The organism is Cupriavidus necator A5-1, assembly GCF_000744095.1.
In the GTDB taxonomy this organism is placed as follows: Bacteria; Pseudomonadota; Gammaproteobacteria; order Burkholderiales; family Burkholderiaceae; genus Cupriavidus; species Cupriavidus necator_A.
This window is the reverse complement of sequence record NZ_JQLI01000001.1, coordinates 2,291,067-2,305,810: the sequence shown is the minus strand read 5'-3', so window position 1 is coordinate 2,305,810 and position 14,744 is coordinate 2,291,067. Positions and strand designations below refer to the sequence as shown.

The 14,744-nt window shown below is 68.7% G+C and carries 11 protein-coding genes; 10 read left to right on the top strand and 1 reads right to left on the bottom strand.

From position 1 onward, the window contains the following. The first annotated feature begins 10 nt into the window (after positions 1 to 10). Genes K307_RS10105 through K307_RS10095 form a run of 3 tightly spaced genes read left to right on the top strand, consistent with a single transcriptional unit; the run spans position 11 to position 5,105 of the window. Positions 11 to 886, top strand: a complete 876-nt coding sequence (locus K307_RS10105; protein WP_042877923.1) for a branched-chain amino acid ABC transporter permease — start codon at positions 11 to 13, stop codon at positions 884 to 886. Next, positions 883 to 3,504, top strand: a complete 2,622-nt coding sequence (locus tag K307_RS10100; protein WP_080744976.1) for an ATP-binding cassette domain-containing protein — start codon at positions 883 to 885, stop codon at positions 3,502 to 3,504. The genes K307_RS10105 and K307_RS10100 overlap by 4 nt, the downstream gene beginning before the upstream one ends. Then, positions 3,501 to 5,105 (top strand): gamma-glutamyltransferase family protein, encoded by a 1,605-nt coding sequence (locus tag K307_RS10095; RefSeq protein ID WP_042877921.1) that lies wholly within the window; start codon positions 3,501 to 3,503, stop codon positions 5,103 to 5,105. The genes K307_RS10100 and K307_RS10095 overlap by 4 nt, the downstream gene beginning before the upstream one ends. Positions 5,106 to 5,109: 4 nt before the next feature. Here the strand turns inward: K307_RS10095 and K307_RS10090 are convergent, their stop codons facing one another. Further along, positions 5,110 to 5,781, bottom strand: coding sequence for an ankyrin repeat domain-containing protein (locus K307_RS10090; RefSeq protein WP_042877919.1), 672 nt, complete (start codon positions 5,779 to 5,781; stop codon positions 5,110 to 5,112). A 439-nt stretch (positions 5,782 to 6,220) separates the two neighbouring features. Between K307_RS10090 and K307_RS10085 the strand changes: the two genes are divergently transcribed. The 7 genes from K307_RS10085 (at position 6,221) to K307_RS10055 (ending at position 14,729) form a co-directional block, all read left to right on the top strand. Further along, on the top strand, positions 6,221 to 6,430 hold the full coding sequence (locus K307_RS10085) for a hypothetical protein (protein WP_042877917.1): 210 nt from the start codon (positions 6,221 to 6,223) through the stop codon (positions 6,428 to 6,430). An 89-nt stretch (positions 6,431 to 6,519) separates the two neighbouring features. Beyond that, complete coding sequence (locus tag K307_RS10080) at positions 6,520 to 7,209, top strand: intradiol ring-cleavage dioxygenase (protein WP_042877916.1); 690 nt, start codon at positions 6,520 to 6,522, stop codon at positions 7,207 to 7,209. A gap of 324 nt (positions 7,210 to 7,533) precedes the next feature. Further along, a complete protein-coding gene (locus K307_RS10075) occupies positions 7,534 to 8,661 on the top strand; it encodes a TRAP transporter substrate-binding protein (protein WP_042877915.1) in 1,128 nt (375 codons plus the stop codon). Between the two features lie 22 nt (positions 8,662 to 8,683). Then, complete coding sequence (locus K307_RS10070) at positions 8,684 to 9,325, top strand: TRAP transporter small permease subunit (protein ID WP_042877914.1); 642 nt, start codon at positions 8,684 to 8,686, stop codon at positions 9,323 to 9,325. Continuing rightward, the gene (locus tag K307_RS10065; RefSeq protein ID WP_042877912.1) at positions 9,322 to 11,280 is read left to right on the top strand and encodes a TRAP transporter large permease; all 1,959 of its coding nucleotides are present in this window, start codon (positions 9,322 to 9,324) and stop codon (positions 11,278 to 11,280) included. Before K307_RS10070 ends, K307_RS10065 begins: the two co-directional genes overlap by 4 nt. A 46-nt stretch (positions 11,281 to 11,326) precedes the next feature. Next, on the top strand, positions 11,327 to 12,793 hold the full coding sequence (locus tag K307_RS10060) for an MFS transporter (RefSeq protein ID WP_051975038.1): 1,467 nt from the start codon (positions 11,327 to 11,329) through the stop codon (positions 12,791 to 12,793). A gap of 547 nt (positions 12,794 to 13,340) precedes the next feature. Continuing rightward, positions 13,341 to 14,729 (top strand): HlyD family secretion protein, encoded by a 1,389-nt coding sequence (locus K307_RS10055; RefSeq protein WP_042877910.1) that lies wholly within the window; start codon positions 13,341 to 13,343, stop codon positions 14,727 to 14,729. The last annotated feature ends 15 nt before the right edge of the window (positions 14,730 to 14,744 follow it).

The window sequence follows — 14,744 nt, the reverse complement described above, 5'->3', positions numbered from 1 at the left end:
AGGACGCATCATGTTATGGATCTCCGCCCTCATCAGCGGTTTTGGCCTGGGCAGCATGTACGGGCTGATGGCGCTGGGCTTCCACCTGACCTACGTGGTCAGCGCCACCGTCAACTTCGCGCAAGGTAGCTCGATGATGCTGGGCGCGGTGCTCACCTATACCTTCGCGCAGACGCTGGGCTGGCCGATGCCCCTGGCGATCGTGCTGGCGCTGGCACTTTGCGCGCTGTACGGCCTGGCGGTGGAGTTCCTGGCCGTGCGCCCGTTCGCCAGCCGCGGCTCGGACGCCTGGCTGATGGCAACCGTAGCGCTGGGCATCGTGCTGGATAACGTGGTGACGCAGACCTTCGGTACCGAGCCGCGCAGCCTGCCGTCGCCGCTGGCGGTGTCGTCGCTGCAGCTTGCCGACGGGCTCGGCGTCTATCCGCTACAGCTGCTGATCCCGGTGGTCGGGCTGGCGCTGGCGGGCGTGCTGCACTGCGTGCTGCGCCGCTCGCGCTGGGGCCTGGCGATGCTGGCGGTGGTGCAGAACCGCGACGCGGCGCGGCTGATGGGCATCCCGATCCGCCGCACCGTGGCCGCGGCGTTCGCGCTATCGACGCTGCTGGCGGGCGTGGCCGGCGTGCTGATCGCGCCGCTGTTCAACGTGCAGGCCGACATGGGCACGGTCTTCGGCCTCAAGGCCTTTGCCGTCGCCATCCTGGGCGGGCTGTCCAGCGCCTGGGGCGTGATGGTGGCAGGCCTGATCTTCGGCGTGGCCGAAGCGATGATTACCGCCTCGCTCGGCTCCAGCTACACCCAGATCATCACGTTCGCGCTGATCATCGCGCTGCTGGCGCTGCGCCCGGCCGGCCTGTTCGGACGCGCGGAGGTACGCAAGGTATGAACGATTCGATGCTCTCCTCTTCACCGGCGCCGGCGACTGTCCGCCTGCCGGCCTCGCCGCTGCTCGGTCTCGGCACGCCGCTGCAGATCGGTGCTCTGGTGCTGGCGCTGGGCGCCACCGGCGCGGCGGCGCTGCTGCTCAACGGCTACTTTGTCTTCGTCATCGCCGGGGTCGCCATGCTGGCCATCTGCGGCGTGGGCCTGAACCTGCTGCTCGGGCTGACCGGGCAGGTGTCGTTCGGCCATGTGGGCTTCTATGCGATCGGCTCCTACAGCGTGGCGATCCTGACCGGCCAGGCCGGCTGGGGCTTCTGGCCGGCCTGGCTGGCCGGCGCCGTGATCGCCGCGGCCACCGGTGCGCTGCTCGCGCTGCCGGCCCTGCGCGTCAAGGGGCCGGGTCTGGCGATGGTGACCATCGCCTTCGGCTTTATCGTCGAGCACGGTGCGGTGGAATGGCGTGCGCTCACCGGTGGGCAGAACGGCCTGATGGGCATTGCCCAGCCGTCGCTGCCGGGCGTGGACGGTGGCGAGCGCGCACTGGCGCTGATCGCGCTGGCGGTGCTGGGCGTGGCGCTGGCGGCCTATGCGCGCATCGCGCGCGGCAACTGGGGCGCGGCCATGCGCGCGGTGCGCGACAGCGAGACCGCGGCTGCCTCGGTCGGCATCGAACCGCTGGTGGTAAAGACTGTTGCCTTCGCCTTCTCCGCCGCGCTGGCGGGGCTGGCCGGCGGCCTGTTCGCGCCGCTGCAGGGTATGGTCACGCCAGGTATGTTTTCGTTCCTGCAGTCGATCCTGTTCGTGCTGGTGGTGATGATCGGCGGCGCGGGCAGCATTGCCGGCCCGGTGGTCGGCGCGGTGGTGGTCGGATTGCTACCCGAGCTGCTGTCCAGCCTGGAGAACCTGCGCCTGCTGTTCTTCGGCATGCTGCTGCTGGTCGTGCTGTGGGTGGCGCCGCAGGGCATCGTCGGCGTGGTGACACGCGTGCTGCGGCGCCTGCATTCCGGACATGCCATGGCCGCTGCTGACACCGCGGCTGTGCGGCTGCCGCAGCGCGCCGACGGTACGCGGCACGGGTTGCTGGCCGAGGGCTTGTCGATGGTGTTCGGCGGCGTGCGCGCGGTCGACAACCTGTCGTTCGAGATCCGTGCCGGCGCCGTCACCAGCCTGATCGGCCCCAACGGCGCGGGCAAGTCCACGGTGCTGAACATGCTGTCGGGTTACTACCGGCCGCGCGCCGGCGGCCGCAAGCTGGGCACGGCCGAACTGCACGCGCGCGGCGCCTGCCACAGCGCGCGCCAGGGCATTGCGCGCACCTACCAGACCTCGCAGCTGTTCGGCGGCATGAGTGCGGCCGACAACGTCGCCATCGCGCTGGGCGGCGGGCGGCTCGGCATGCTGTTCGGCACGGCGCGCTTTACCGAGCCGGCCATCCGCCAGCAGGCGCGCGCACTGTTGAGTGCGTGCGGCTATCGTGGCGACCCGGACGCCAGTGCGGCCGACCTGGCGCACGTGGACCGCCGCCTGGTCGAGATCGCCCGCGCGCTGGCCACGCGCCCCGCGGTCTTGCTGCTGGACGAACCGGCCGCCGGCCTGTCGCGCGAAGACAAGTCCAGCCTGGGCCGGCTGCTGCGGCGCATCGCCGACAGCGGCATCGCGGTCGGGCTGGTGGAGCACGACATGTCGTTGGTGATGGACGTGTCCGACCATATCGTCGTGATCGATGCCGGCCAGCGCCTGGCGATCGGCGCGCCCGCCGAGATCCGTGCCGATCCGGCCGTGCGCCGCGCTTACCTCGGCGACGCTGCCGTGGCCGGGCCGGCCCGCGAGCGCCGCGACGGCATTGCCGCGCCCGAAGTGCTGGGCGTCAGCGCGCTGCGCGCCGGCTACGGGGCCGCACCGGTGCTGCATGACGTGGCGCTGCAGGTGCGCGAAGGCGAAATGGTGGCGCTGCTGGGCGCCAACGGCGCCGGCAAGTCCACGCTGATGCGCACACTGTCCGGCTTGCATCGCCCGGTGCAGGGCGGCATCGCCTTCGACGGCACCGACCTGGCGCGGCTGGACGCGGCGCGCATCGCCGCCATGGGCGTGGTGCTGGTGCCCGAAGGCCGCCAGGTCTTCCCCGAGCTGTCGGTGCTCGACAACCTGAAGCTGGGCGCGTTCCCGTCCGGGCGCATCGGCCGCGGCGAGATGCAGCAGAGGATCGAGTCGATGTTCGCGCGCTTCCCACGCCTGCGCGAGCGGCAGCACCAGCGCGCCGGCCTGCTCTCCGGCGGCGAGCAACAGATGCTGGCTGTCGCCCGCGGCCTGATGTCGCGCCCGCGCGTGCTGCTGCTGGACGAGCCCTCGCTGGGCCTGGCACCCAAGGTCATCGACGAGCTCTTCGCCTCGCTCGACCAGCTGCGCGAGGCCTCGCTCACCATCTTGCTGGTCGACCAGATGGCCGCGCTCGCGCTGGCGCTGGCCGACCGCGCCTATGTGCTGGAAGAAGGCCGCGTGGTGGCCAGCGGTACGGCCGAAGAGCTGGCGCGCGATCCGGCGCTGGTGCAGGCCTACCTGGGTGGCGATACTGGCGGCGATGCCGCGGCAACGCCCATCGCTTCTGCCGAGGCCACCGCATGAGCGCCATCGGCATACCAGTGAAGGGCCACCTGGCCCGCTCTTCCGCAGGCATGGTCACCAGCCCGCACGCGCTGGCCAGCCAGGCCGGGCTGGAAGTGCTGCGGGCGGGCGGCAATGCGATCGAGGCGGCCATCGCCATCGGCGCGACGCTGGCCGTCACCTATCCGCACTTCACCGGACTGGGCGGCGATGCGTTCTGGATCATCGGCGACGGCGCGGGCGCGGTGCGCACGCTGTCGGGCATCGGCCAGGCAGTGGCAAACCCGCCTGCGTTCGATGGGGCGATCCCGCTGCGTGGCGCGGCCGCGGCGCTCACCACCGCAGCCACCGTCGATACCTGGGACCGCGCCTATGCAATCAGCCGCGATGCATGGGCAGGCACACAGGACTGGAGCGCGCTATTCCGGCGCGCGATTACATACGCCGAAGACGGCTTCGCGGTGACGCCGTCGCAGCACTTCTGGCAGACCTTCCGCGCCGCCGAGCTGCAGGACTGGCCGGGCTTTGCGCGCGCCTTCATGCCGCACGGGCGCATCCCGGAAGTCGGCGAGCGTTTCCGCCAGCCCGCGCTGGCGCGCAGCCTGCAACGCATTGCGGAGCACGGGGCGCGCGAGTTCTATGAGGGTGAGCTGGCCGCACGGATCGCCGCCGGCTTGCGCGCCGCCGGCTCGCCGCTGACTGAGGCCGACCTGGCCGCCACGCGGGCGCGCGATGAAACGGCGCTGCGGGTGCCCTACCGGGGTGGCGAACTGGTCAGCCTGCGCCCGCCTACGCAGGGCATCACGACGCTCCAGATCCTGGGCATCCTCGACCGTTTCAATGTGGCCGGCATCCCCGAAGGCAGCGCCGACTACTACCACCTGCTGGTCGAAGCGATAAAGCTGGCCTTTGCCGAACGCGACCACCACGTGGCCGATCCCGAGTTTAGCGAAGTGCCGGTCGATGCCATGCTGTCTCCGGCGCGGCTCGACGCGCTGGCCGCGCGAATCCGCCCCGGCCACGCCATGCCGTGGCCGTACCCCTTCCGCACCGGCGACACGGTCTACCTGGCGGCGGTCGACCGCGCCGGGCGTTGCGCCAGCGTGCTGCAGACCATCTACTTCGACTGGGGCAGCGGCGTGCTCGCGGGCGACACCGGCATCCTCTGGCACAACCGCGGCGCCGCCTTCAGCACCGACGCGCAGCACCACAACGTGCTGCGGCCGGGCAAGCGGCCGTTTCATACGCTCAATCCGGGCATGTATCTGGAGCACGACCGCCCTCGCCTGCTCTATGGCACGCAGGGCGCGGACGGGCAGCCGCAGACGCTGGCCGCGGTGCTGACACGGCTGATCGACTACGGCATGGACCCGCTCACCGCGCTGTCGCGCCCGCGCTTCCTGCTGGGTCGCACCTTCTCCGATTCGCGCGACAGCCTGAAGCTGGAAGCCGATGCCGGCGAGGCGGTGATGCAGGCGCTGGCCGCGGGCGGGCACGAGATCAGCCCGATCGCCGCGCAGAGCCCGCTGGCCGGGCACCCGGGCGCGATCCGCATCGATGCCGACGGCACCATTACCGGCGCGCACGATCCACGCAGCGACGGCATCGCCATCGGCCTGTGACAGTTCAGCGTGCGCCCGCAGCGGTGAGGATCCGCTCAATTTCCGCATAACCGCGCTGACGCGCATGCTGCAGCGGCGTCACGCCCTCGCCATCGGCAAGGTTGACGTCGGCGCGGGCCTGGACCAGCAGGCGCACGATCTCGGTATGTGCGGGTCCGCCGTTGCCAAGGATGATGGCTTCGAGCAACGCCGTCCACATGAGCCGGTTGACGTGATCCACATCCACGCCGGCCGCGATCAGCGTGCGCACGGTCTCGGCATGGCCACGCTCTGCGGCCGGGATCAGCGCGGTGCCGCCGTAGCGGTTGGTGCTGCGCAGGTCGGCGCCGTGCGCCAGCGTCAGCCGCAGGATCTCGTTGAAGCCGCGCGCGCCGGCGTAAAGGTAGGGACTGTCCTGCATCGCATCCTTGGCATTGACGTCGGCGCCGGCGCCGATCAGCGCCTTTGCCGCCGCAACGTGGTTGCCATGCGTGGCGAGCAACAAGGGCGTGCGGCTCTGTGCGTCGCGCGCCTCCAGGCTGGCGCCCTTGTCGAGCAGGGTCACAACGGCTGCGGCATCGCCGCGCGCCGCGGCTTCGCGCAACTGGGCATCGAACGGCACGCCGGCGGCTGCGCCGAGGGAAATCAGCATGGTCATGACAAAGGCAAGACAGGTCGAAAGACGCGCCGCGTTCATGGTCGGGGTTCCACAGGGTGACGCTGATGCACGCCAGGCACCAGCGCCCGCATTCTGGCACCCGGCCCGCGCGCATGGAAGTTAAGGATCCGAATGGCGGGCAGTGCAAAAGCAACTGGCCGCCCGGCACAAGCCCCCAACCCAGCCATGGCCATGACGTTGTCATCTGGATTGGCTAATAATGCAGATAGCGGCCACGACGGGAGACCCGCCAGATGTAACGGCCGCTGCCGCAAGGAACCGTGCGCCGCTGCTGCCGTCAAACCAGCTAGTCGTCGGGCACCCGTGCCGCGCCGCAGCAAGTTCTGCCGCAGTGCGCAACGGCATGCGTGGCATGTGCCGCATGGTCGCCCCGGCCGGCTTCGCGCGCAGGCGCAGCAGAATTGCGGCGCCGCGCAACTCCCCCAGCAAACGCCCCCCTCTAGCCAAGGAGACGAACGTGCTGAGTCCGCATGAGCTTGCCACGCTGCTATTGTTGAGCGATGGCCCTGATTCCCTCGATTCCAGCGATTCCCGCCAGATCGATCCTGTCGACCTCAACGCACTGGTCGAAAAACAACTGGTACAACTGGAAGTCCTGCACGGCTGCCAACAGGAGCCGCGCATTACCAGCCACGGCTACTCTATGCTGAAGGCGATGGGCCGCTGATACCGGCGCCCCCTGGCCAGGCGGCAAAGCGCCGGCTGGCCGCAGCACCACAAGTCACAAGGCGCATACGCAACACCACGGAGCCAACGATGAAGGCGCGCCCAGCAGCTGGCGCTGACAGCACGGCGCACACCGACGCGGCGCGCCGCCGCTTCCTGTATGAGCTGGGCGGCGTGTTCGCCGCCGCCGGCATCGGGCCTGCCATGGCCGCGCCCGCGGCGTGCCTGCTGACGCCCGCCGCCACCGAAGGCCCCTTCTACCTGGACGACGCCCTGGTACGCGCCGACATCCGCGACGGCCGCCCCGGCCAGCCGTTGCGGCTGCACATCCGGGTGGTCGATGCCAACCGCGGCTGCGCGCCGGTGCCCGGTGCGCTGGTGAGCATCTGGCACTGCGATGCCGACGGCAGCTACAGCGGCGAGAGCCCCGGCAACCGTGAGGCGCGCTTCCTGCGCGGGGTGCAGCCAGCCGGCCAGGACGGCATGGCCACTTTCACCACGATCTATCCCGGCTGGTACGCACCGCGCGCCGTCCATATCCACTTCAAGGTATTGCTTGGCCAGTCGGAAGCGCTGACCAGCCAGCTGTACTTCAGCGATGCCCTGAACCGCGAGGTGCTGGGCAGCCATCCGGCCTATCGCGCGCACGGCGTGCCGTCGCGCGCGACCACGCTGGACCCGATCGCCGGCAGCCGCCCCAACCTGGTTCGCGTCAGCCGGCCGGCCGACCCCGGCGGCATGCTGGACGGCGAATTCACCGTCGGGATCGCGCGAGGCTGATCCCCCGCCCCTTGAACGGCGCATGCGCGGCCGCGCGGCGCAGGCGCAGCGACGGCACGGCGGAGCCAAGTGCGCCGCTCCACACCGCGCGGGTAATCCCTAGATTGTGGTTCCCTGTGCCTTTCCTACCATGAAGGGAATCACGGACCACCTTGCGCCAACTGTTGGGTGCACCCGTTCCTGGTCCGGCGTTTCAGCGTTTCAGCGTTCAGCGATTCAACGCATTTCCCGACTTTTCCGGTGTTCGCGTCAGTGTCGAGTTGGCTCGGCTCCAACGGCTGGCGCTCGTGCGTAGTTACACATACACATCATATGGAGACGGTCATGGCATCCAGGACGAGGAAATCTGGCGTTTCACGACGCGGCTTCCTTGGCGGCGCCGCGGGGGCGGCAGCGGGCGCGGCGGCAATGGGCTTTCCGGCAATCGTGAAGGCGCAGGGCCCGGTTACCATGCGCTGGCAGAGCACCTGGCCCACCAAGGACATCTTCCATGAGTTCGCCGGCGACTTCGTCACCAAGGTGAACAATATGTCCGGCGGCGACCTGAAGATCGAGCTGCTGCCCGCGGGCGCGGTGGTCAAGGCCTTCGACCTGATCGACGCGGTCAGCAAGGGCACGCTGGACGGCGGCCATGGCGTGATCGCGTACTGGTACGGCAAGAACTCGGCGCTTGCGCTGTGGGGCTCTGGCCCGGCTTGGGGCATGGACCCGAACATGGTGCTGGCCTGGCACAAGTACGGCGGCGGCAAGGAACTGCAGCAGGAAATCTACCGCAGCCTGAACCTGGACGTGGTGTCGTTCCTGTACGGGCCGATGCCGACACAGCCGCTGGGCTGGTTCAAGAAGCCGATCACCAAGCCGGAAGACTTCAAGGGCCTGAAATTCCGCACCGTGGGCCTGTCTATCGATATCTTCACCGGCCTGGGCGCCGCAGTGAATGCGCTGCCGGGCGCGGAGATCGTGCCGGCGATGGACCGCGGCCTGCTCGATGCGGCGGAGTTCAACAATGCCAGCTCGGACCGCGCGCTGGGCTTCCAGGACGTTTCCAAGGTCTGCATGCTGCGCAGCTTCCACCAGCCCTCGGAGCAGTTCGAGATCCTGTTCAACCGGAAGCGCTATGACGCGCTGCCGGCCAAGCTCAAGGCGCTGATTGCCAACGCAGTGGACGCGGCGTCCGCGGATATGTCGATGAAGGCGATCGACCGCTATTCCAAGGACTACCAGGCGCTGCAGCAGCAGGGCGTGAAGTTCTATGCGACCCCGAACTCCGTTCTGCAGGCGCAGTTGAAGGTCTGGGACGAGATAGTGGCGCGCAAGGAAAAAGAGAACCCGATGTTCAAGAAGGTCAACGACTCGATGAAGGCCTTCGCGCAGCGCGCCACGCGCTGGCAGAACGACACCAACGTCGACTTCCGGATGGCATCGAGCTACTACTTCTCCAAGCGCATCTGAACCGCGCCACCGGGGCCGCATCGTGCAGCGCCTGCTGCTGGGCATCGACTGGCTGAGCACCTTTGTCGGCCAGGCCGCCGCGTGGCTGATCATCGGGCTTACGCTGATGATCAGCTACGAGGTGTTCTCGCGCTACGCCCTGGGCACGCCGCACGCCTGGGTGTTCGATGCCAGCAATATGCTGTACGGCACGATGTTCATGCTGGCCGGCGCCTACACGCTGGCCAAGCGCGGCCATGTGCGCGGCGACATCCTGTACGGCTTCCTGCCACCGCGGATCCAGGCGAGCATCGACCTGGTCCTCTACCTGGTCTTCTTCTTCCCCGGCGTGATCGCGCTGGCCTGGGCCGGCATCGATTTCTTCGAGGTCTCGCTGGCGCAGAACGAACACTCTTCCATCGCCGCCGAAGGCCCGCCCATCTACCCGTTCAAGGCTGTCATTCCCGTGGCCGGCGCGCTGTTGCTGCTGCAGGGCGTGGCCGAGACCATCCGCTGCATCCTGTGCCTGAACAGCGGGCACTGGCCGCTGCGCGAGGGCGACGTCGAGGAAGTCGATGTCGACAAGCTCAAGGAGATGGTGCATGGCACGCAGACCGCCGAAATGGTGGAGGCGCCTCCCCCTGCCCCTCCCCCTCCTGACGACCAGCACGGAGCCGGGCGATGAGGAAGGAGCTATGGTTCGGCGTCTCGCTGATGGTGCTGATCGTCGGCGCGGTGATCTGGTTCATGCCGGCGCCGTCGGAATGGACCAACGGGCACCTTGGCCTGCTGATGCTGGCGCTGATCGTGGTGGCGATCATGCTGGGCTTCCCCACCGCGTTCACGCTGATGGGCATGGGCGTGCTGTTCTCCTGGCTGGCCTACCGCCACGCCAACCCCGAGATCGCGGTGCAGCAGACGCTGGACCTGATGGTGCAGCGGGCGTATGCCGTCATGACCAACGACGTGCTGATCTCGATCCCCCTGTTTGTGTTCATGGGCTACCTGGTCGAGCGCTCCAACCTGATCGAGAAGCTGTTCCGCAGCCTGCACCTGGCGCTGGCGTGGATTCCCGGCTCGCTTGCGGTGGCCACGCTGGTGACCTGCGCGATCTTCGCGACCGCCACTGGCATCGTCGGCGCCGTGGTCACGCTGATGGGGCTGCTGGCCTTCCCCGCAATGCTGCGCGCAGGCTACAGCACGGCGCTGTCGGCGGGCGCGGTCACGGCGGGCGGCTGCCTGGGCATCCTGATCCCGCCGTCGGTGCTGCTGATCGTCTATGGCGCCACCGCGGGCGTGTCGGTGGTGCAGCTCTATGCGGGCGCGTTCTTCCCGGGGCTGATGCTGACCGGCCTCTATATCCTCTACATCCTGATCCTGGCCAAGCTCAAGCCCGCGCTCGCACCGCCGCTGCCGGAGGCCGAGCGCGTGGTGCCGCTGCCGCCGCTGGCGCGCACGCTGGAAGCCGGCGGCGCCACGCATGCGCTGCCCGCGCTGGGCGCCGGCATGATGCGCACGCTCAAGGGCCCCAGCAACGCAGATGTGCCGACCGGCGAGTTCGCGCGCCAGCTTGGCATCGTGCTGCTGCCGGCGTTGGCCGTGGCGGTGGTGATGGGCACGCTGTACGGGGCGGTCACCGCGCCTGTTGCCAGCGTTGCGGTGGAGTCATCGTTGTCGCTGGGCGGTGCCGAGGAAAGCAGTGCGGCGCTGGACGACCTGCAGGCGCCGCCGGTGGAGGAATCGCCCGCTCCGGCTGCAGGGGCGACGCCCGCACCAGCCGCACCGACCGCTCCAGCGGCCCCCGCCGCAGCCACGCCACCCGCCACGCCGGCGGCGCCAGACGCCGCGCAAGCCGGGACACAACCTGCCCCGCAGGCTGCCGCGGTCTCTGCGCCGCGCTGGTTCTGGATCACGCTGGCCGTGGTGGTGGCTGTGCTGCTGTATTTCTACTGGCGCTTCAGCTTCGCGCGGGTGGAAATCTTCAAGATGCTGCTGGCGTCGTTCTTCCCGCTGGCGCTGCTGATCCTGGCGGTGCTGGGCTCGATCGTGTTCGGGCTGGCCACGCCGACCGAAGCGGCGGCGGTGGGATCGCTCGGGGGCGCGCTGCTGGCGGCCGCGTACCGGCAGCTGAACTTCCGCGTGGTCAAGGAATCGGTGCTGCTGACGGCCAAGACCAGCGCCATGGTGTGCTGGCTGTTCGTGGGCTCGTCGATCTTCTCGGCCGCGTTCGCCTTGCTGGGCGGGCAGGCGCTGGTCGAGCAGTGGGTGCTGTCGCTGAACCTGTCGCCGGTGCAGTTCATGATCCTGGCGCAGGTCATCATCTTCCTGCTCGGCTGGCCACTGGAATGGACCGAGATCATCATCATCTTCATGCCGATCTTTATCCCGCTGCTGGACAACTTCGGCATCGATCCGCTGTTCTTCGGCCTGCTGGTGGCGCTGAACCTGCAGACCGCGTTCCTGTCGCCGCCGGTGGCGATGGCCGCGTTCTACCTGAAGGGCGTGGCGCCGCCGCATGTCACGCTAAACCAGATCTTCCTGGGCATGCTGCCGTTCATGGGCATCCAGCTGATCGCGCTGGTGCTGCTGTACGTGTTCCCCGGCATCGGGCTGTGGCTGCCCACGGTGCTGTACCGCTGAGGCACGCAGCACGCACGCTTATCCTGGGCGCCTATACTGGTTGGCGATGCCGACCGACAGCGCCCTCGCCAGCCTCCCCCTCGATACCGCCTTCCGCTCCGACATCCCCGGGCGGCTGGACCGCCTGCCGTGGTCGCGCTGGCACTGGCGCGTAGCCATCGCGCTGGGCGTCGCGTGGGTGCTCGACGGGCTGGAAGTCACGCTGGTGGGCTCGGTCGGCGCGGTGCTGGAGCGCCCCGACACGCTGGCGCTGACCGCGACGCAGGTGGGCTGGACCGGCTCGCTCTACATCCTGGGCGCGGTGATCGGTGCGCTGGTGTTCGGCCGCATGGCCGACCGGCTCGGACGCAAGCGGCTGTTCCTGGCCACGCTCGCGGTCTATATGGTGGCGACGCTGGCCACCGCGTTCGCACCGGGCTTTTACTTCTTTGCCGCGTGCCGCTTCCTGACCGGGCTGGGCATCGGCGGCGAATACGCCGCGATCAATTCCGCCATCGACGAACTGATCCCCGCGCGCGTGCGCGGGCGCGTCAACCTCGCCATCAACGGCAGCTTCTGGCTGGGCGCGGCGCTTGGCGCGGGACTGAGCCTGGTGCTGCTCGATGCGCGCGTGCTGGGGCCGATATGGGGCTGGCGCGCGTGCTTCGCGCTGGGCGCGGTGCTGGCCGTTGCGATTGTGCTGGTGCGGCGGCACGTCCCGGAAAGCCCGCGCTGGCTCGCCACCCACGGCCGGCTGGAAGAGGCCGAGCGCGTAGTCGCCGCGATCGAGGCCGAAGTACGCGCGAGCCACGGCACCCTGCCCCCGCTGGCGCCTGATTGCGTCGCGGTGGCCATGCGCAGGCGCGCCGCGCCCGGCGTGGGCGAAGTCATGCGCCTGCTGGTGCGGCGCTACCGCGTGCGCAGCACCGTCACGCTGGCGCTGATGATTGCGCAGGCGTTCTTCTACAACGCCATCTTCTTCACGTACGCGCTGGTGCTGGCGCGCTTCTACCATGTGCCCGAAGGGCGCGTGGCGCTGTACATCTTCCCCTTTGCGCTGGGCAATGCCGTGGGGCCGCTGCTGCTCGGGCCGCTGTTCGACCGCGTCGGGCGGCGGCGCATGATCGCCGCGACCTACGTGCTGTCCGGCATCGGCCTGGCGCTGACGGGCTGGGCCTTTGTCGAAGGCTGGCTCGATGCGCGCTCGCAGGCGCTTTGCTGGTCGGGCGTGTTCTTCCTCGCTTCAGCGGCGGCCAGCTCGGCCTACCTCACCGCCAGCGAAGTGTTTCCGCTGGAGATGCGCGCACTGGCGATCTCCGTGTTCTATGCGGTCGGCACCGGCACCGGCGGCTTTATCGCACCGCTGCTGTTCGGCATGCTGATCGAGAGCGGCAGCCGTGAAGCGGTTGCGGTGGGCTACGGCATCGGCGCGGCACTGGTGATCGTGGCCGGGCTGCTGGCCCTGCGCTTCGGCATCGATGCCGAACGCCGTCCGCTGGAACAGGTCGCACCGCCGCTCTCGGCCGACGACTGACCGGCATCATCGCCAATGTCGCAATCAATGCGACATTGGCGACATTTGCGCCATTCACAACATTCCGCAACATTGCGTAAGCCGGCAAGCACGCCGCTGAAGGCACGGCGCAGCCCTGCGCGCCGCCTGCAATCTTACTGCCGTGTTAAGCAGTGCTACAGCCTCCCCTTACACATTTTTACAGCAAGCGACGGAGCACTTGTCTAGCCTTAACACACCTGCGGTGGCCTGAGTGCATGAGTCTTTGCGTCAGCGGGCTGCCATTTCTTGGCCAGGGATTGTGTCCTGGCCATTGTTCAACGCTGCTCGCATAGAGGCGGGCAAATCCACGGACCGCTACGCGGTCCGATCGCAAAGTGCGCCGATACGGCATCCCGCCACATCGCGCGTGCTGCAGACAACAAGCTGAATTGGGGACATTGCAAGCCGGGCATCGCGCGACCGCCCTAGCGCGAGGCCACCCGCTTGTCTGAAAAAAATCTCGTCCGGCGTGCGCAGCGCACAGCCGGCGGGGAAGCCTTTGATTTGCTAGCCGGAGAACAACACCATGGCCGACCAGCGCAACAACCCGCCACCCAGACAACACTTGCTGACGCCGGCGCCTGCCGCGCGCCAGTCCCAGGGCGAGGGACTGGTGGAACGCAAGCAACCCGTGGCGGTACCACTGTGGCACATCGTGCCGCGCATGGCCGGATACGGCGTGGTGCTGTTCATTGTCTGGGCAGTGCTCACCATCATGTTTCCAAATGTGTTCACACGCTCGTCGGAACGCGCGGTGGTCAATAGTCCCGTGAGCCTGGTGACTTCGCCAGTCGAAGGCATCGTGATGCGGCAGATGATCGCTGCCGGCCAGCCCTTCACCGCCAACCAGCCGCTGATGGTGGTGCAGAACCCGAACATCGACCGTTCGCTGCTGGTCGAGCTGACCGGCAAGAAGCTCGACAACCAGCAGCGCCACGATTCCGCCAAGGCGAAGCTCGAAAGCAACCGCCGGCTGCTGGCCGCGACCGAGCAGGACCTGCAGCGCTACAACAGCGCCGCGCAACGCGAGCATGCATCGCGCGTGCGCGCACTGGAAGCGCGCCTGGCAGCGGCCAAGGCGCAGGAGGACCAGCAAGAGGAAGTGGTTAACCGCAACCAGAACATGCAATGGGCGGGCGCGGTCAGCGAGGCGTATACCAACGCTTCGCGCTACCAGCTGTCGATGCTGTCCAACGCCAAGGCCGCGGCCAAGGCCGAACTCGACAACGCCGTCGGCGAGAGCGAGGCGTCGCGCAACAAGGTCTATACCTCTTCCACCGACAGCCCCAGCGCCGCGCTGGCGCAGCGGCGCCAGGTGTTGAACGCCGAGTCCGCGCAGCTGACCGCGGAACTGGAGCAGCTGGAAGAGTATGGCAAGTCGGTCGACCAGCTGCTCGCCACCGAGCAGGAACGCATCGACCGGCTCTCCAACCTCGAGATCCGCTTGACCGAGCCCGGCACCGTCGAAGACCTGATCGCGCAGCCCGGCATGCGCGTGGCGGCCGGCGCCACGCTGGCCCGCGCCAGCAACTGCGCGCAGACGCGCGTGGTGGCGGTGTTCCCGCGCAGCCTCAGCGACAGCCTGCTGCCCGGCGCACGGCTGAACGTGCATGTCGATGGCCTGCCCGCGGCGCTGCCGGCATCGGTGGCGGAGATCCTGCCGCGTGCGCCCGATGGCGACCAGGCCCGCTACTTCGTGCCGTTCCCGCCGATCGAGAAGAACGAGATCTACGTGATCGCCAAGCTCGACCGGCCGCTGGACAAGCTGCCGGGCAAGGCGAGCGCATCGGGCGTGGTGTCCGCCGCGAACGCGTCGGTCCCGCAGGCATCGTCGGGGCATTGCGGCATGGGCCGCTGGGCGCGCGTGACGCTGAACCAGAGCTGGCTCGGACAACTGCGCGCGTCGCTGTCGTGATGGCGAGCGCAGGCA